This window comes from Frankia sp. R43, from assembly GCF_001306465.1.
GTDB lineage: Bacteria > Actinomycetota > Actinomycetes > Frankiales > Frankiaceae > Parafrankia > Parafrankia irregularis.
Genome location: NZ_LFCW01000005.1, coordinates 214,979 through 232,045 on the forward strand (window position 1 = coordinate 214,979; position 17,067 = coordinate 232,045).

Consider the following 17,067-nt stretch of genomic DNA (forward strand, 5'->3'; position numbering starts at 1 on the left):
AGGCGATTAACACCCACAAGGAGGCACATTGATGTCGGTCAGGAACACGGCGGTAACCACGTCTGGTGTCAATCAGGCGGAGCTCGGCCCCTGCGGGGACGACGACTGCGGCATCCGCGACGTGCTCGACCGAATCGGCGACAAATGGTCCGTTCTCGTGGTGGTGGAACTGTCCAAGGGCGTGCGGCGGTTTCGCGAGCTCCAGCGGGCGATTCCGGGAATTTCGCAGCGGATGCTGACGTTGACGACCCGTCGGCTCTGCCGAGACGGAATCGTTCATCGCACTGTCTACGCAACCGTTCCGGCCCAGGTCGACTATCGGCTCACTCCCGTCGGCGAGAGCCTCGTCGCCGCGATTTTCGCGCTGGCGGACTGGTCCCGGGAACATCGGGACGCCATCGCCGCGGCACGGCGTTCCTGGGACGAACTACACGGAGACGTCTCCGCCACCACCGGCAGATCCGTCGCGGAAGATCCGAACCAGACCGGGTGCTGTTCCGTCTAAAGGGCCATGACGATGAGGACGCACCGCGGCGCCCGGCGGGTGACGGCCGTCATTCCCCTGGCCGCCCTCGCCGTCGTGACAGCGGCGTGCACCGAAACCGACGGCGCCAGGCCGCAGAGCCGGTCGACCCACGCCTCCGACACCACCGGGCCCCCGCCCGAGCCGCACAGTTCCGTCCCGGGTGACAGCCCCGGAACCGTCGCCATCCGGGTGGATGTGCTCGGCGGCATGGTCACCGTGGACATGCAGGCCGTCCGGCTGCCTAAGGTGGTCGTCTACCAGGACGGCCGAGTGGTCAGCCGGGATCCGATGTCCACCGTGGGGCCGGGGCCGGCGTTGCCCGAGGTCCAGCTTCGGCGCATCTCGGCCGCGGACGTCCGCAGGCTCGTCGAGCGCGCCGTCGCGGCCGGTGCCGGCGGCGACCGGGACTTCGGCCAGCCGCGGATCACCGACTCGTCGTCGACCCGGTTCACCGTCCGCACCGCGGATGGTGTGCGGACGACGTCGGTGTACGCGCTGTCCGAGTACACGCATGCGAGAGGCGGCGGCGAGCTGACGGCAGGGCAGTGGTCCGCGCGGGAGGAGCTCCAGCGACTACTGGATGCGCTGACCGACCTGCCGGCCACACTCGGCCCCCGCGCAGTCAGCGATCCCGTGCCCTACCTCCCGGCCGCCGTGGCCGCGTTCGTCGACCCGGTGTCCATTGCCAGTGCGGACGCGCCGGCCTGGCCCGGGCCATCGCTTCCAGGTGAGCCGTTCGGTTCGCTCACCCAGATCACCTGCGCCACTGTCCGCGGCGACCAGACACGGGAGCTGCTGGCAGCGGCCAGCAGCGCGGTGAGCACCACCCTGTGGACGTTCGATGGCAGGCAGTGGAGGGTCAGGTTCCGCCCACTCCTGCCGGACGAAACCGGCTGCGTGGACCTGCTGCCGTGAGATGACGGCGCGAGAAGCGGCGGATCCGGGGCCACCGGCGTTGGGCTGGCGATCCGTGTCCACTCGGGCACGGAGCCACCTGGCACTCCGCAAGCGTTGAGGATATTGGTCACGAAAACGACCACGATCCTCAACTCTTGCTCGGCAGCAACCACAGCTCGAAGCTCGAGATCTTGCCCGGCAGCGGCAGTAGCGGCAGCGGCAGCGGCCTGAAGCTCGGGGTTCCGCGGCGGTCAGGTTCCGGTGTGCCAGTGCTGGATCTCCAGTGCGGCGGCGACCGGGACGAGGTTGTCGGCGAGTGGCACCGGCAGCAGGCGCTCGGCGCGGGCGAGCCGGCGCAGCAGGGTGTTGCGGTGGGTGTAGAGCCGGGCCGCGGCGGCGGTGGCGTTGCAGCCGGCGGCGACGAACGTGCGTACCGCCTCGCGAAGCTCGGGCGGGGCGGTGGCGAGATCCCCGAGGGCGCCGGCGACGAACTGGTCGGCGCGTTCGCGGTCGGCGGTGAGCAGCGCGACGAGCTCCACATCGGCGTAGGTGGCGATCTGGCGGGGGGCGCCCAGCCGGGCCAGCATCCGCTGCACGGTGAGGGCGTCATGATGACTGCGCCGGAACCCGTCGAGATCGACCCGGCGGCGGCCGATCGCGATGCGGGCGGCCGGGATCTCGGCGGCTGTGGCGTGCAGCCGGGCGAGGTCCGGCTCACCGTGGACCCAGACCCAGCGGGTCGCGGCGCTGGCGAGCACGGTCAGTGGCCGGGGGTCGCCGGCGGCCACGGCAAGCAGGTCGGCGGCCCGGTCGAGAGCGGCGAGGTCGATGTCGGGGTCGTCGCTCCAGATGACGGCCGCCCAGTGCGCGCCTTCGAGGCGGTAGCCCAGCCGCTGCTGCGCACGCTGCGGGGACAGCGGTGCCCCGTCCAGCAGCAGGGTGACGGCCTCGCGGCGCTCGGCGTGGGTGCCGTGGGTGAGGTCGGCGCGTTCCCGGTCCATCTGGGCGGCGATCGCGTCGACGGTGTCCTCGATGTAGGTGGCGATCGAGCGGCAGGAGACGTCCAGCAGGACCTGCAGCTCCTCCGGGTCGGAGGTGAGGGTGAACACGATCTCGATCCAGTAGCGCAGGGCGACGCTCTGCCCGGATCGGTAGGCGCCGAGCATCGCGTCGTCCAGGCCGCGGCGGACCAGGTCGCGGGCTACCGCGAGCGGCACATCTCCCAGGTCGGCGGGTACCCGCTCCCCCGGGGCACGGATGTTGGCCGCCGCCCAGTAGCGCAGGTTCGAGCGGTTGCTGCGCCGGATCGCCGCGGCGAGGACCGGGTCCTCGGCGACCTGCTGGCGGGCCGGCCCGGCCAGGGTCGCCGCGTCGAGCTCGTCGAGCCACTCCGGCTTGGGATGCAGCACCAGCTCGGCGCCGCGGCGTAGCAGCTCGCGGATCCGGCTGGGCGGAAGGTCCCAGGACACGACCCGAACCTACGGCAGGCAGTGCAATCTGCACCAGTTTCCGTCCAGGATGGTGCACTGCATCCCTGGCGGATCGCGCGCGGCGGCGACACCATAAGTCCCCATACGGTGCTTGATGCCGGCTGGGAGGTCACCGAATGTCGCCGAACCCCGACTCCGCCGCGCACGCCCGCGGCTCTGCCGAGCGCACGCGCAGCCTCCCCGAGCACATCGGTCTCCCCGAGCAAGTCGGTCTCCCCGAGCAAGTCGGCCTTCCCGAGCAGGGCAGGCTTCCCGAGCACGTCGACGTCCTCATCGTCGGGGCGGGGATCTCCGGTATCGGCGCCGCGTACTACCTGCAGCGGGACCATCCTCGGCGCAGCTACGCGATCGTGGAGGCACGCGGGGCGATCGGCGGCACCTGGGACCTGTTCCGGTACCCGGGTATCCGCTCCGACTCCGACCTGCACACGTTCGGCTACGAGTTCAAGCCGTGGCGCGGCGACGGATCACTCGCCGGCGGCGACGAGATCCTCACCTACCTTCACGAGACCGCGGCCGAGTTCGACATCGCGAGCCGGATCCACCTTCGGACGAAGGTCGTCGGAGCCTCCTGGTCGTCCCCCGACGCGCGCTGGACCGTCGAGGTCGAGGTCGGCGACGACAACGGCGGCGGCGGTGAAAGCGGCGGTGGATCACTCGGCGGCGACGGTGAAAGCGGCCGGTCCGGGACCCGCCGGACGCTGACCTGCTCCTGGCTGTTGTCCGCGACCGGCTACTACCGCTACGACGAGGGCTACACCCCGCGGTTCGAAGGCCGGGAACGGTTCCGCGGGCAGATCGTCCACCCCCAGCGCTGGCCGGCGGATCTCGACTGCACCGGGAAACGGGTCGTGGTGGTCGGCAGTGGTGCGACGGCGGTGACGCTGGTCCCGGCGCTGGCCGCCACCGCGAAGCACGTGACCATGCTGCAGCGGACGCCCACCTACATCCTGCCGATGGCCAGCAAAGACGTGCTGTCCATCGGGCTGCGGCGCGCGGTCGGCGCGGAGCGCGCGCACGCGATCATCCGCCCCCTCTACATTTTTCGCCAGCAGGCGATCTGGCGTTTCTGCCGGCGGTATCCGACGGCGGCCCGCCGCATCCTCCGCCGGCTGACCAGGATGCTGCTGCCCGCCGGTTATCCGGTCGACGAGCATTTCAACCCGCCGTATGACCCGTGGGATCAGCGGCTGTGTATCGCCCCCGGTGCCGATCTTTTCCGGACGATCGGCCGCGGCGCGGCCTCGGTCGTCACCGACCGGATCACCGAGTTCACCGAGGACGGTGTGCTGCTGGAATCCGGCCGGGAGCTGGCGGCGGATGTCATCGTCACCGCGACCGGGCTGAACCTGAAGTCGCTCGGCGACGTGAGCCTGGCTGTCGACGGGGAGCCGGTGCGGCTGCCGTCCACCGTCTCCTACAAGGGCCTCATGCTTTCCGGCGTGCCGAACTTCGCCTACCTGGTCGGCTATACGAACTCCTCCTGGACGCTCAAGGTCGGCCTGCTCGCACAGCACCTGTGCCGGCTGCTGGCCCATATGGACGCGAACGGCTACGACACGGCCTGCCCGGCGGTCACCGGCCCAGCACTGAGCACCCAGCCGTTCCTCGATTTCGGCGCCGGCTACATCCGGCGTTCCATCGACGAGCTGCCCCGGCAGGGCGACCGGGCACCGTGGCGGACGTCGTTCGACTACTTCGGGGATGTCAGGCTGCTGCGGCGGATGCCGGTAGAGGACGACGAGCTGCGGTTCACCCGAGCCCGGCAGGCCCCGACCCCGACCCCGACGCTGACACCGGCCTCGGCGCTGACAGCAGCCCCGGCATCGGCACCGGCCTCCGCTGGGCAGGACGAGCGGTTCTGCGACCTGCCCAGCGGGATGCGGCTTTGCTATCGGATCGACGAGCCGGACCAGTCCGACCGGTCCGACCGGTCCGACCGGTCCGACCAGAGCAGCCAGAGCGGGCAGACCGGCCAGAACGGGCAGCGCAGCCAGAACGGCCGGAGCGATCCGGGTGGCGCGGTCCCGGTGCTGTTGATCGCCGGGCTCAGCCTCGACCTGGCGTCCTGGCCGGAGTCGATGGTGGCCGGCCTGGTGTCCAGCGGCCTGCGGGTCATCCGGTTCGACAATCGTGACGTCGGTCGGACGACGTTCCCCACCACGTCACCATCGCCGCCTCCGCCGGGCCGGGCCCGGCTGCTGCTGGCCCGCCCCCGCCCCGACGCCTACAGCCTGGCCGCCATGGTCGAGGACACGGTGGGGCTGCTCGACCAGCTCGGCGTCGCCCGCGCCCATGTCGTCGGCATGTCGATGGGCGGCATGATCGCCCAGTCGCTCGCCGCCCGCCACGGGGAGCGGGTCGCCACCCTCACCTCGATCTTCTCCACCACGGGGGCGCGTCAGGTCGGGCAGCCGGCCCGGTCGACGCTGCGGCTGATGGCCAGGCGCCCGGCCCGCGACCGCGAGGAGGCCGTGGCCCACCACCTGGCGCTGCTCGGGCATATCGGGTCGACCACCTACCCGCCCGATATGGACGTCGAATCCGACTGGGCCGCCCGGGCCTGGGACCGCGGGCCGGGCCCGCGGGGACGGGCCGGGGTCGCCCGGCAGATCGGCGCGATCCAGGCCTCGGGCAACCGCACCGCCTCGCTCGCCGCCGTCACCGCGCCGACCCTGGTCATCCATGGCGACGCCGATCTGATGGTTCATCCCAGCGGCGGCCGGGCCACCGCGGCGGCGATCACGGGAGCGCGACACGTCGAGATCACCGGTCTGCGCCATCACCTCGCACCGGGCGTCGTCGACCAGCTCGTCGAGCTCATCACCGACCACACCAACGCCGACCCCACCAGCACAGCCCCCACCAGCACAGCCCGCACCGGCACAGCCCGCCCGGCCGGCGACGCCCCGGCGGCTGGCAATGCCCCGGCGGCTGGCAATGCCCGAACCGCCCGGTCGGGAGCGGCCCAGCACGGAGGAGAAGCACGCTGACCACCTTCCACAGCAGGGTCGCCGTCGTCACCGGCGCCGCGTCGGGTATCGGCCGCGCCCTCGCCTTGGGCCTCGCCAGCCGGGGCGCCCGGCTGGCCCTGGCGGACGTCGACGACGCCGGCCTCGCCGAGACCGCCGACCTGGTCAAGGCGTCCGCCGGTGCCGACGTGCCCGACCTGCACACCAGCCACCTCGACGTCAGTGACCGTGCCGCGGTGGAGGTCTTCGCCACCGAGGTCAACGCCCGCTTCGGGACCGTCCACCAGCTCTACAACAATGCCGGGATCGCCGGCGCCGGTACCACGATCCTCGACTCCGACTGGACGGTCTTCGAGCGCGTCCTGTCCGTGAACCTGTGGGGTGTGCTGCACGGCACCAAGGCGTTCCTGCCGTATCTGATCGCCTCCGGCGACGGCCATGTCATCAACATCTCGAGCCTGAACGGATTCATGGCCCAGCCCGAGCTCGGCCCCTACTGCACCTCGAAGTTCGGGGTACGGGGCTTTACCGAGACCCTGCGCATCGAGATGCTGCAGGGAAACCATCCGGTGCGGGTCACCGTCGTCCACCCAGGCGGGGTGAGGACCAACATCGCCACCGCCGCGCTCGAGGAGGCGCGACGCCGGGACCTGGAGATCACCGACGAGCAGCTTCAACGTGCCCGACTTTACAACGAAAAGCTACTGAGGCTTCCCGCGGAGAAGGCCGCGACCACGATTCTGCGGGGCGTCGAGGCGAACCGACCGCGTATCCTCGTGGGCACCGACGCCAAGATCACCGATGCCGTGGTGCGGCTTTTGCCGCGACAGTACCCGGCGCTGGCGCACCGTCTCCTGCGCCGCGCGCTCCGCTAGCGACCCGCCGGGAATTCCGCGCCGCCGCACGACGCCAGCAACTATCACCGATAGGCGCAAACGGGGCGCGTGATCACCTGACGATCCGCAAGAAGTGAAGGTTTTGGTTGTCCTCGCAGCCGAAATCCTCACTTCTTGCTCCGGCGACAGTGGAAGCCTTCCGCGGGTATCCGCCGCCGCGCGGAAACGCCAGCCCTCCCTACCATGGCACTGTGGGGCGACACGCGTTCCGGCTGAGGCGGCTGCGCACGGACACCGAACTGGCCGAATTCACCGCACACTATGCCCGATATTCTGGATATTCCGTCGAAATCGAATATCTGCGCCTTGCGCGCGTCTTCGCCACCTTCGACGGCCCCGACCTCGTCGGCGGCTTCGTACTGAACGTGACTCCCCCCTTCCGTACTCTCACCCGAATTCCGCAGCCAGCGCGGGCCCGCTGCGAGATGGAGATCGACGAAACAGACACCCAGGAGTTCACCTGCGCCTGGCTCGCGCCGTCCCTGCGCCGGAGCTGGCGTTCCCTCCTGTTCTGGGCCCATGTGCTGCACCAGGGCGGAAAGGCCGGCAGACACAGTGTCATCATGGGCACCGAGGTTCCCGCGCTGCGCGACTTCTACCACCACAGCAGGCCGCGGCCGTTATACGTCGGTCCGGTCGTGGTCGACGGCGTCGAGAAGACCGGCTGGGTTTACCAGACGACGCTCGAAAAGCGCTATTTCGGCATTCTGCGGATAGTGCGGCACAGGCTGGGCAGGGCACTGAGAGAGCGGCTGGGCCTGCCCGCCGGGAGACCAGGGCCACGGACCGAGGGGCGGATGCCGGTGCGGATGCGGGTGCGGGCGCCGTTGCGGATGTCGGCGGCCGGCAAGGCCGTTCTCGCCCAGGCGGCCGACGGCGGGTGGGCACTGGTGACAGGCGCGTCGTCGGGGATCGGTCGGGCCTATGCCGAAGCTCTCGCCGCCCTCGGCGTGGATCTGATCCTGACCAGCGACGACGCCGAGAACCTGGTCCGGGTGGCCGCCGCGCTGCGCGCCGAACACGGCGTCCGGGCGGTCGCTCATCCCCTGGACCTGGCCGATCCCTCCTTCGTCGACAAGCTGCCGGGCCTTGTCGACGGGCGGCGTGTGGACGTGCTGGTCAACAGCGCCGGAATCGGCATCAAGGGACCGTTCACCGCCGCGGACAACGCCGCGTACACGGATCTGGTCCACCTCAACATGCTGGCTCCGGCGCTGCTGACCCGAGCTGTCCTGCCCTCGATGCTCGGTCGCGGCCGCGGTGCCGTGATCCACATCGCCTCGGTGAACGCCCTGGCACCAATCGGGCACAGCGCCGTCTATTCGGCGGGGAAGGCGTTTCTGCTCTCGTATGCGACGGCTGTATGGCACGAGAACCGTGACAGCGGTGTGCTGTTCCAGACCGTACTGCCCGGAACGACGGCCACGCCCTTTCAGGCACGCTCCGGAAGCACCCGCCTGCCACCGTGGACGCTGACTCCGGAGGTCGTCGCCGCCGGTTCACTGGCCACCCTGGGCCGGGATCTCGTCCACGTTCCCGGACTGATCAACCGTACCTACCGAGTCGTCGGCGCGGTTCTTCCCCTGCGCACGAAAACGGCTGCGGCGACCGCCGTGATGCGCCGCAGCCTCGGAGTCTGACAGCCGACCGGCGGGCGGGGAGAGACACACCCGCCGGCCGTACTCGCCGTGGATCCAGTCGTCCCACTCGTCGGAGTCGGCGACGGCGAAGACGTCCCGCATGCGGACGGCGTTCTCCCGCGCCTGGCTGGCCTGGGCGCGCGACCAGATGTTCTGCGTCGTGAACGTCCAGCCCTTCCGCTCCTCGACGCCGCCCGACGGCAGGCGGGAGTTGTCGACGCTCCAGCCAGCCGGCGGGTTGTGCGTGAAGCCCTTGACCGAGCTGGGGATGAGCAGCTCGCCGCTGCGGGTGCTCAGTGCCGGGCGCAGGGGATCGAAGGCGTCGGAGGCACGGCTGCCCAGCGGCACGCCGTCGAGGCCCCAGGACGGGTCGATCGTGACGCCCATCCGGGCCAGGGCGGTGGCGCTCGCGTCCACGAGCTGGGCGTCGTAACGGTAGCTGGCGGGGACGCCGTCACCGGCGACGATCACGTAGCTGGAACGTTCGCCGATGGTCGCGCCGCCGTGGCCACCGATCGGCAGGTGGCCGTGGTCGGCGCTGACGATGATGGTCCACTGCTCGCTCGCACGGGTCGGGCGGGCCTCGACGGCGGCGATCAGCTGGCCGAGCCGGGTGTCGGCGGCCTCGATGGCCTCGGTGAACTGCGAGCTGATCGCACCGTAGGTGTGGCCCGCGTGGTCATCGTGTGTGCGACTCCGAATCGGGTCGGTTTCCGGGGGCAGTCACCCTCGGCCGCCACCCTGTCGGTCGATGCGCCGCGTCACAACGAAAGACGTGAAATGTCCACGCTCCGTTCCAGTGGATGGCCGGCCGGGCAACCCGAGCGATACCTACGGGCAACCCGGTCGACGACTCCGGGAAGAGGGCACTGATCCGCGAATCGTTGTCTTTTCCAGGTAAACCATCCCGGGCTGTGCGGACTCTCCTGTATCGGCGGCAACCTTGCCGCGGAGGAGGAGACAATGACGATGTCCGACCAGACCGGGGTGCGCCCGGCCCAGCAGCCCGCCGCCGGAAGCAGGCGAAGCCCGGAGCCGGATCGGAACGGCCAGGAAGGTCGGCGCAGGCAGCGGGCGCGGCGGGGGTGCCTGGCCTGGCTGACGCTTTTCGCCGTCGCCATCGTGGCGCAGATTCCCGCCCAGACGGCGACCGCCGGCGGGCCAAGGCCCGCACCGACACAGCACCGGCCGCAGGCCGCGATCACCGCCGCCTACACGCAGGCCTTCACCGGCGGCCAGGACCCGGCGTACGCCCTCGCCGCCGTCGAGGACGGGCCGGCGCTGGCCGGCACCCTGCAGCAGGCCATGCAGAACTTCCCGCAGGCCACCAGCACCGCACAGGTGACGGTCAGTGACATCAGGCTCCAGGGGCCTCGCACGGCCGGGCTGCGTTTCCACGTCGTCTACCAGGGCGGCGTCGACTTCGGCGTGCAGAACGGCACCGCGGTGATCAGCGACGGCCGGTGGAAGGTCAGCCGCGAGACCTACTGCACCGTCATGAGCTGGGCCGGGGCCATCTGCCCGGCCAAAGCCGGACGCCAGCCACGGGACGTTGCGGCGGCCCGAAGCGCGGTCCAGCAGGCCTACGCGCAGGCATTCACGAGTGGCCAGGACCCGGCGTACTCCCTCGCCGCGGTCGAGGCGGGCCCATCGCTGGCTGGCACCCTGGAGCAGGCCATTCAGAATTTCCCCACAGCGACGTCGACCGCCACGGTGACCACCCGCGACATCGTCTTCACCGACCCGCGGCATGCGTCGCTGCGTTACGAGATCACCTACCAGGGCGGGGTGACCTTCGGTCTGCAGACCGGCAAGGCCGTGATCAGCGAGGGCCGTTGGAAGGTCAGCCGCGAGACCTACTGCCACGTCATGGGCTGGGCGGGGGCTGTCTGCCCCGCGCCCTGACCTGAGGCCGCAGCGGTACGGCGGCATTGCAGCGGCAGCGGCAGCGGCAGCGGCACGTGCCCGGCCGGCGCACTCAGCGTTTCGTGTAAAGGTGCGCCGGCGGCGGGCCGAAACGCCCGCGGAGAAAGTCGACGATGCCGCGGACACGCCCGTCGGGGTGCCAGTAGGGGCCCCGACGGGCTGGCCTGATCGCACCCGTACCAAGCTGCAACAACGCGATGCAGAGCCGGATGAAGACGTGATAACGGCCGAAGTGCTCCCGCACCATCAGCAGGGTGTTTCGCAGCTGCAGGTAGTCGATCGCCCCGGAGGGCGAGCCGACATACGGGTTCTTGACCATCGCGCCCCGTACCAGCCCGGATTCCCAGCCGGCGGCGCGTGCCCGCAGCGCCAGGTCGGCTTCCTCGCAGTACGCGAAGTAGCGCTCGTCGAAGATTCCCACCTCGTCGAGGCAGGCCCGCCGGGCGAACATCAGCGTGCCGTGCGGATGCCCGACCGTCTCCCAGCCCGCGTCGACGCTCGCGGGCACGAGGATCCCGCCGAGGTAGGCGTCGATGACCGGGGTCGCACCGTCACCGACGTCCGCGCAGGCGAGCCCTGCCCGCGGCCGCTCGGCCAGCACGCCGAGGATGTGGCTCAGGCAGGTCGGTTCGGGCAGTGCGTCGTGCGGCGCGAGCACAACCCAGTCACCCGCGTGCGGGTCGGCGAGGAACCTGCGGTAGCCGATGTTCGCCGCCGGCCCGAATCCCAGGTTGGCGCCGCCGAGCACGACCGTGACGTCGTCGGCCTCGACCGGCGGGATGGTCACCGATCCGTTGTCGACGATCGTGATCGCGACGGGGATGTCCTGCGCGCGGAACGCGTCGATGGTGTCGAGGAGTCGCTCCGGTTGGTCGCGGTGAACGATGACGACCGTAAGAGGCTGCACGAATCAGTGCTACACCGACGGACCGGTGCCGGGAAACAAATACAGAAATTGCCGTCGGGGCGCCTCGTTCCGCCCAACACCTGTCGCGGTACGCAAGACTCCAGCCACCCAGGGAGATGCAAACCTCCACTGATCTCGCTAGCCTGGCGGCGACCGCTTGCAGATCACCAGCACCAGGAGCAGCGATGTCGGCGGTACGTGTCCACAACTTCGCGATCTCACTCGACGGGTTCGCCACCGGCGAGGGCCCGACTTTCGAAGCACCGTTCGGCCACGCCGGCATCCGCCTCCACGAGTGGGCGTTCGCCACCCGGTTCGGCCGGGCCTCGCACGGCCAGCCGGGTGGCAGCACCGGCGTCGACAACGCCTACGCCGAGCGTTTCGGCCCCGGTATCGGTGCCGAGATCATGGGCCGCGGCAAGTTCGGCCCCCAGACCGGCCCGTGGGAGGACCTCGGCACCGACCGGGAATGGCGCGGCTGGTGGGGGCCCAACCCGCCGTTCCACACCCCGGTCTTCGTTCTCACGCACCACCCGAGGCCGTCCATCGAGATGGAGGGCGGCACCGTGTTCCATTTCATCGACGCGGCACCGAAGCAGGCACTCGACCTCGCCCGGGAGGCCGCCGGCGACCTCGACGTGCGCATCGGCGGCGGCCCGACCATCGTGCGTGACTTCCTGGCCGCCAACCTGATCGACTCGATGCACGTCGCGGTGGTCCCGATCCTGCTCGGCCGGGGCACCCGGCTGTGGGACGGCCAGGAGGGCCTCGAGGAGCGCTTCGACATCGAGGCGGTCTCCTCCCCCAGCGGCATCACCCATCTGTCCTTCACCCGCCGCGTCTGATCCCGGGAGCCGGCCGGCCGAGGTCCGCTGCGGGCAGCTCAGCGGCGGGCCCCCGCCCAGGGGCCGACCCCGCCGATGCGTTGCACGCGATACCGGACGATGTAGCCGGGGCCTTGGGGCGCCGGGAACCGCGCGTCCGCCGCGACGTAGATTCTGGTCAGGCGATCGAGCAGGCCCCAGGCTTCGTCGCTGGGCTGCACGATGGCCCGCGTGTGCAGCACGGCGTACGGGTTCATGACCACGCCGGGTTCCCGGGGCGCGGCGAAGGACAGCACCGCCCGGGGATCCCGCTCGATGTTGCTTAGCTTCGCGTACCACGACATGTGGCCACTGACCAGATCGTCGCCGTCGAGGCCGATCCAGATGACGGAGACCTGCGGACTCCCGTCCGCGTTGATGGTGCTCAGATGCGCGAGTGGGCCGGTTTCGACCAACTCCCGCAGCTCCCGCGGCAGTGTGTTCATGCCTTCAGCCGTGCTCATACCCTGGCTCCTTCCCGCCGCACCGCTCGCTGCCACGCCGCACCGACTGCTGCCACGCCGCACCGGGCGCTGCTTGCACCCCGGCCGCACCGCCGCCCGCCGCCCCGCGCCGTGATGGCTTCATCCCGGCCGTGGCGGGCCGCCCGGCCCATCGTGCACCGATCATCCGACGGTGAGTACGAGCTTGCCGGTCACCCGGCCGCCATCGCCCACCGCATGTGCCTTCGCCGCCTCCTCCCACGGGAAGGCGGCTTCGATGACGGGGCGGAGCCGCCGCGTCCGCGCCAGCTCGGCGACCGCGAGCATGCCCGCCTGATCGGCCTCGACCAGCATCAGCCGGTGATGGACACCGCGCCCGGCAGCCTCCTGCGGCATCGGCCGGGTCTCGGTGAGCGCGAGGGACACAAGGACACCACCCGGGCGCAGCGTCCGTAGCGACCTGGTCGTGTAATCGCCACCAATCGGGTCGATGACGACGTCGACTCCGCCGGCTGCCCGCTCGAAGTCCTCATGGTGGTAGTCGATCAGTTCGTCGGCGCCCAGCCCGCGCAGCAGGTCGTGCTTGGCCGCGCTGGCAGTGCCGATCACATACACGCCGAGCGACTTCGCGATCTGAACCGCGAAATGCCCGACTCCGCCGGCCGCGGCGTGGATCAGCACCCGCTGGCCGGCCCGCACGTCGGCGGTGTCCACCAGGGCCTGGTAGGCGGTCAGCGCCGCCAGCGGAATCGCACCGGCCTGAGCGTGATCGAGCTCCGCCGGCTTGTGGACGAGCACGCGGGCCGGCGCGGTGACGTACTCGGCGCAGGAACCGTGCCCGTACGGGTACGGCAGCATGCCGAACACCTCGTCGCCCACCTCGTGGATGGTCACCCCGAGCCCGACCGCCTCGACCACGCCGGAGACGTCCCAGCCGAGGACGAGCGGAAGCTTCCCGAGGAAGCCCGGCATGGCCCGATGCTTCCAGTCGGTCGGGTTGAGGCCCACCGCCCGCACCCGCACCAGAACCTCGGACGGGCCTGGAACGGGGCGTTCGACCTCGACCAGCCGCAGCCGCTCAGGTCCTCCCAGGCTGTCCTGGCTGATCGCACGCATCATCGCCGTGGACGTGGACGTGGACGTCGCGGTCGGCGTCGCCGGCAACGTGGACGTCGTCGGGGGCATCGTCGGGGGCATCGTCAGGGGCGTCGCTGGGGGCGTCGTTGTCGTCATGGCTCCACGTTGCCGCCGGCCCCGAGCGCCAGAAAGTGGCCCGAAGGCCGACTTGTGCAAGGATCGGGCCATGCATCAGGTTGCCGTCCTCGCGACGGACGGTGTGATGCCGTTCGAGCTCAGCACGCCGTCCAAGATCTTCGGCAATGCCTGCGACGACGCCGGCCGGCCGCTGTACCGGGTGACCACCTGCACGGTGAGCGGCGGCCCGGTGAGGACGGCCGCCGATTTCTCCGTCACCGTCGCAGGCGGCGCGGCGGCGCTGGCAACCGCCGACACCGTCGTCATCCCTCCTGCCGAGGAGATGACCAGGATCACCGGCCGCGATCTCCTGCCTGCCGATCTGGCGAACGCGCTCGGCCAGGTGCGCCCCGACGCCCGGCTGGTCTCGCTCTGCCTGGCGTCGTACGTCCTCGCCGCCGGCGGCCTGCTGGACGGTCTGCGGGCCACCACCCACTGGCGGCATGCGGAGCACCTCCGGCGCTGCTACCCAGCCATCGACGTCGACCCGGGCGTCCTCTTCGTCGACACGGGACGCATCCTCACCTCCGCCGGTGCGGCCGCGGCAGTCGACCTCTGTCTCCACATCGTCCGCCGCGACCACGGCAGCGGCGTCGCCAACCGGGTGGCCCGCAACAGCGTGGTTCCGCCCTGGCGGGACGGCGGCCAGGCCCAGTACATCGAACGCCCCGTCCCACACACCGCGGACAACGGGACGGCGCCGACCCGCGGCTGGGCCCTCGATCGGCTCGACCAGGCACTGGGGCTCGACGAGCTCGCCGCGCACGCGGGGATGAGCCGGCGGACGTTCACCCGCCGCTTCCGTGCCGAGGTCGGGCAGAGCCCGGGGCAGTGGCTCACCGGGCAGCGGATCGACCTTGCCAGGCAGCTCCTGGAGAACACCGACCTGCCGGTCGACCGCATCGCGGAGCGCGCGGGCTTCGGCACCGCCACCTCCCTGCGCCAGCATCTGCGGGAGGCGATCGCGGTGTCACCGAACGCCTACCGCAGAACCTTCCGCGTCTGACGTCCACCGCCGTGTGAACAGCGGCCCACCCGTCTCGCCGGGTGCGGGGGCTGTGATCGTCGCCCGGCCATCAGATCGAGGGTCGCCGCGTATGCAGGGCGGCCGAAGTTCTCCTCGTTCTGAACCTTTCCCGTCGACCGGCCGGAAACACCGGGAATCACGCTCACCGACACCCGGACGGGGAAGAATCCACGGTCGCCCGGATACCCGATGCAGACCGAGCCTTTTCCATCGTCGGCTCGGTCCGCGGCTTCCCTGCCCGTGGACCGTGAGATGGAGAAGGCTCGCTGAACCAGGCCGCGGTGAGGTGAACGGCACAGCTTTCCGTATGATGGGGCCGGGCGAGTCTCCATTACCGAGCTCCGCGATGTGCGACCGGAGTGAGCGGCCCCCTTGTTCGGAGTCACCGTCTCGCGAATAATGATTGGCGTCCTGATCGGTCCGGTGAGTCGGGGGAAGGCTCAGGGGTGGGGAACGGGGGCCGAGATCCCGACAAAAGCCGGCGTGATGGTGGCGGGGTTGGGGTACCGGCACTGGCGGTGGTGGGAGCGGTCTTCGGCGCCACCGCGCTCTGGGTGTCCGACGGCGGCCGGGACCCGGACACGACCACCACCTTCTTCTCCGGTGTCGTCGGCGGCCTTTATCTGCTCACCGGGTCCATCGCGCACCTGCGCCGGCCCGGCCGGCTCGGCCTGCTGATGGTGATGGTCGGTATCGCCTGGTTCGCCGAGGACCTGCAGGTCTCGAACAATCCTGTCCCGCACACCATCGGGTTGTTCTGCCGGACGGTGGCCTCGGCGAGCCTGGTGCACCTGCTGCTCGCCTTTCCCGACGGACGTCTGCATGGGCGGTCCGAGCGGGCGGTGACCGGTGCCGTTTACGCGACGGTGTTGCTCCTCGTGCCGCTCGGCGTCCCGTTCTACAACTCGATTACACCGAACCTGGTGCTGGTCGCCGACCTGACCCGGCTGCAGGAGAATCTGATCAATGGCACACAGGTCGGCTTCGCCGTCGCCGTGGGCGGGCTGCTGATTCGCCGGTGGTTCGTCGCGACGCCACCGGCCCGCCGCGTGCTGGCACCGGTGTACGGCGTCGGGATCACGGGAGTCGCCGCGTCGCTGTCACAGCCGGGGCTGCCCGGTGAGAGCGCCGAGCTGGTCAACGAGATCGCCCACCTGGCGACGTTGGGTCTGCCGCTGGCCTTCCTCGCCGGTGCGTTACGGGTCCGGCTCGGCCGCACCGTCGTGGGTGGCCTCCTGCTCCGGCTGCCGCGGGCGGATCCGGCGGAGCTGCGCGACCTGCTGGCCCACGCGCTCGGCGATCCGACACTGCGGATCGCCTACCCCCACCCGGACGACACAGACGACCCCGGCGCCTCCGATCTCTATGTGGACGCCGCGGGGCGCCCGGTCATCCCCCGGCCGCAGGACGCGGTCACACCGGTCCTGCGCGGTCCGCGGGTGGTCGCCGTACTGCTGCATGATCCGGCGCTGCGCGCCGACCGGCACGTCCTGGAAGCCACCATCGCGGCCGCCGCGCTGGAGCTGGACAACCAGCGGCTCGCCGCGGAGGTGCGTGCACAGCTCGCGGAGGCTCGGGCCTCCCGGGCCCGCATCGTCACGGCGGCCGACGAGCAGCGCCGCAGGATCGAACGCGACCTGCATGACGGAGCCCAGCAGCAGCTGGTCACGACCGCGCTGATCCTGCGGCTGGCACGGGACCGGCTCGGCCCCGATCCGTCCGATCCGGAGCTGGGGGTCCTGCTGCGGCGGGCCGCCGACGGGCTGGAGGCCTCGGTGTCGGAGCTTCGGGAACTGGCCCGCGGCATCCACCCGGCGGTGCTCACCGAGGCGGGCCTGATGCCCGCACTGCGGGCGCTCGCGGCCCGGTCCGCGTACCCGGTCGACGTCATCGACGGTCCGGCGCTTCCTCCGCTGCCGGACCAGGTGGCCGCGACCGCCTATTTCGTGGCGGCCGAGGCGGTCACGAACGCCACGAAGCACGCCCACGCCACTCGGATCCACGTCGGTGTGCGGGTGTCCGCGAACCGGCTGGTCGTCACCGTCGCCGATGACGGCGTCGGCGGCGCGGACCTGGCCGGTGGGACCGGACTGCTCGGGCTGCGCGACCGGGTCGCCGCGATCGAGGGCCGGCTGGTCGTGCGGAGCTCCCCCGGCGACGGCACATCCGTCCACGCCAACCTGCCCCTGGAGATGCCTTGACCCCAGCCATCACCCCAGCTGACCA

General features: G+C 70.9%; 12 protein-coding genes and 3 pseudogenes. 10 read left to right on the plus strand and 5 right to left on the minus strand.

Translation table 11 applies throughout. The features are described 5' to 3' along the window. Window positions 1-31 precede the first annotated feature (31 nt). Together ACG83_RS21950 and ACG83_RS21955 are read left to right on the plus strand one after the other, a co-directional pair. A complete protein-coding gene (locus tag ACG83_RS21950) occupies window positions 32-505 on the plus strand; it encodes a helix-turn-helix domain-containing protein (RefSeq protein WP_054568129.1) in 474 nt (157 codons plus the stop codon). Window positions 506-517: 12 nt separating this feature from the next. Beyond that, window positions 518-1,441: a cold shock domain-containing protein gene (locus tag ACG83_RS21955; RefSeq protein WP_152991488.1), complete on the plus strand. Its 924-nt coding sequence runs from the start codon at window positions 518-520 to the stop codon at window positions 1,439-1,441. A gap of 233 nt (window positions 1,442-1,674) precedes the next feature. Here ACG83_RS21955 and ACG83_RS21960 read toward each other — a convergent pair whose 3' ends face one another. Beyond that, window positions 1,675-2,892: a CdaR family transcriptional regulator gene (locus ACG83_RS21960; protein ID WP_054568130.1), complete on the minus strand. Its 1,218-nt coding sequence runs from the start codon at window positions 2,890-2,892 to the stop codon at window positions 1,675-1,677. A gap of 293 nt (window positions 2,893-3,185) precedes the next feature. Between ACG83_RS21960 and ACG83_RS48015 the strand changes: the two are divergent. The 4 genes and pseudogenes from ACG83_RS48015 to ACG83_RS21975 form a co-directional block, all read left to right on the plus strand. Further along, window positions 3,186-4,676: pseudogene (locus ACG83_RS48015) on the plus strand (flavin-containing monooxygenase); the annotation flags it as partial. Window positions 4,677-4,952: 276 nt separating this feature from the next. Continuing rightward, window positions 4,953-5,906 (plus strand): annotated as a pseudogene (locus ACG83_RS48020) (alpha/beta fold hydrolase); the annotation flags it as partial. Then, entirely contained in the window at window positions 5,903-6,760 is an 858-nt protein-coding gene (locus ACG83_RS21970) for an SDR family oxidoreductase (RefSeq protein WP_054568131.1), read from the plus strand. The pseudogene ACG83_RS48020 and the gene ACG83_RS21970, both read left to right, overlap by 4 nt. Before the next feature lie 212 nt (window positions 6,761-6,972). After that, entirely contained in the window at window positions 6,973-8,421 is a 1,449-nt protein-coding gene (locus ACG83_RS21975) for an SDR family oxidoreductase (protein ID WP_054568132.1), read from the plus strand. A 201-nt stretch (window positions 8,422-8,622) separates the two neighbouring features. On the opposite strand, the pseudogene ACG83_RS48025 reads toward ACG83_RS21975, so the two are convergent. Next, window positions 8,623-9,144 (minus strand): annotated as a pseudogene (locus tag ACG83_RS48025) (alkaline phosphatase family protein); the annotation flags it as partial. Between the two features lie 240 nt (window positions 9,145-9,384). Between ACG83_RS48025 and ACG83_RS21985 the strand changes: the two are divergent. Beyond that, a complete protein-coding gene (locus ACG83_RS21985) occupies window positions 9,385-10,326 on the plus strand; it encodes a hypothetical protein (protein WP_083473449.1) in 942 nt (313 codons plus the stop codon). Between the two features lie 73 nt (window positions 10,327-10,399). On the opposite strand, the gene ACG83_RS21990 is transcribed toward ACG83_RS21985, so the two are convergent. Further along, window positions 10,400-11,254, minus strand: coding sequence for a glycosyltransferase (locus ACG83_RS21990; RefSeq protein WP_054568134.1), 855 nt, complete (start codon window positions 11,252-11,254; stop codon window positions 10,400-10,402). 185 nt (window positions 11,255-11,439) lie between these two features. Between ACG83_RS21990 and ACG83_RS21995 the strand changes: the two genes are divergently transcribed. Continuing rightward, window positions 11,440-12,099, plus strand: coding sequence for a dihydrofolate reductase family protein (locus tag ACG83_RS21995; protein ID WP_054568135.1), 660 nt, complete (start codon window positions 11,440-11,442; stop codon window positions 12,097-12,099). A gap of 38 nt (window positions 12,100-12,137) precedes the next feature. Here ACG83_RS21995 and ACG83_RS22000 read toward each other — a convergent pair whose 3' ends face one another. Beyond that, the gene (locus ACG83_RS22000) at window positions 12,138-12,563 is read right to left on the minus strand and encodes a PPOX class F420-dependent oxidoreductase (protein WP_054568552.1); all 426 of its coding nucleotides are present in this window, start codon (window positions 12,561-12,563) and stop codon (window positions 12,138-12,140) included. A 180-nt stretch (window positions 12,564-12,743) separates the two neighbouring features. Further along, window positions 12,744-13,793, minus strand: a complete 1,050-nt coding sequence (locus ACG83_RS22005; protein ID WP_083473450.1) for an NADP-dependent oxidoreductase — start codon at window positions 13,791-13,793, stop codon at window positions 12,744-12,746. 70 nt (window positions 13,794-13,863) lie between these two features. Between ACG83_RS22005 and ACG83_RS22010 the strand changes: the two genes are divergently transcribed. After that, window positions 13,864-14,820 (plus strand): GlxA family transcriptional regulator, encoded by a 957-nt coding sequence (locus tag ACG83_RS22010; protein WP_054568554.1) that lies wholly within the window; start codon window positions 13,864-13,866, stop codon window positions 14,818-14,820. 539 nt (window positions 14,821-15,359) lie between these two features. Next, entirely contained in the window at window positions 15,360-17,042 is a 1,683-nt protein-coding gene (locus ACG83_RS22015) for a sensor histidine kinase (protein WP_054568136.1), read from the plus strand. Window positions 17,043-17,067 lie beyond the last annotated feature (25 nt).

Excerpts from the sequence above, each read along its gene's own strand:
- ACG83_RS21950 (WP_054568129.1), top strand. The coding sequence starts at position 32 with ATGTCGGTCAGGAACACGGCGGTAACCACGTCTGGTGTCAATCAGGCG.
- ACG83_RS21955 (WP_152991488.1), top strand. The coding sequence starts at position 518 with ATGAGGACGCACCGCGGCGCCCGGCGGGTGACGGCCGTCATTCCCCTG.
- ACG83_RS21985 (WP_083473449.1), top strand. The coding sequence starts at position 9,385 with ATGACGATGTCCGACCAGACCGGGGTGCGCCCGGCCCAGCAGCCCGCC.
- ACG83_RS21995 (WP_054568135.1), top strand. The coding sequence starts at position 11,440 with ATGTCGGCGGTACGTGTCCACAACTTCGCGATCTCACTCGACGGGTTC.
- ACG83_RS22000 (WP_054568552.1), bottom strand. The coding sequence starts at position 12,563 with ATGAACACACTGCCGCGGGAGCTGCGGGAGTTGGTCGAAACCGGCCCA.
- ACG83_RS22005 (WP_083473450.1), bottom strand. The coding sequence starts at position 13,793 with ATGACGACAACGACGCCCCCAGCGACGCCCCTGACGATGCCCCCGACG.
- ACG83_RS22010 (WP_054568554.1), top strand. The coding sequence starts at position 13,864 with ATGCATCAGGTTGCCGTCCTCGCGACGGACGGTGTGATGCCGTTCGAG.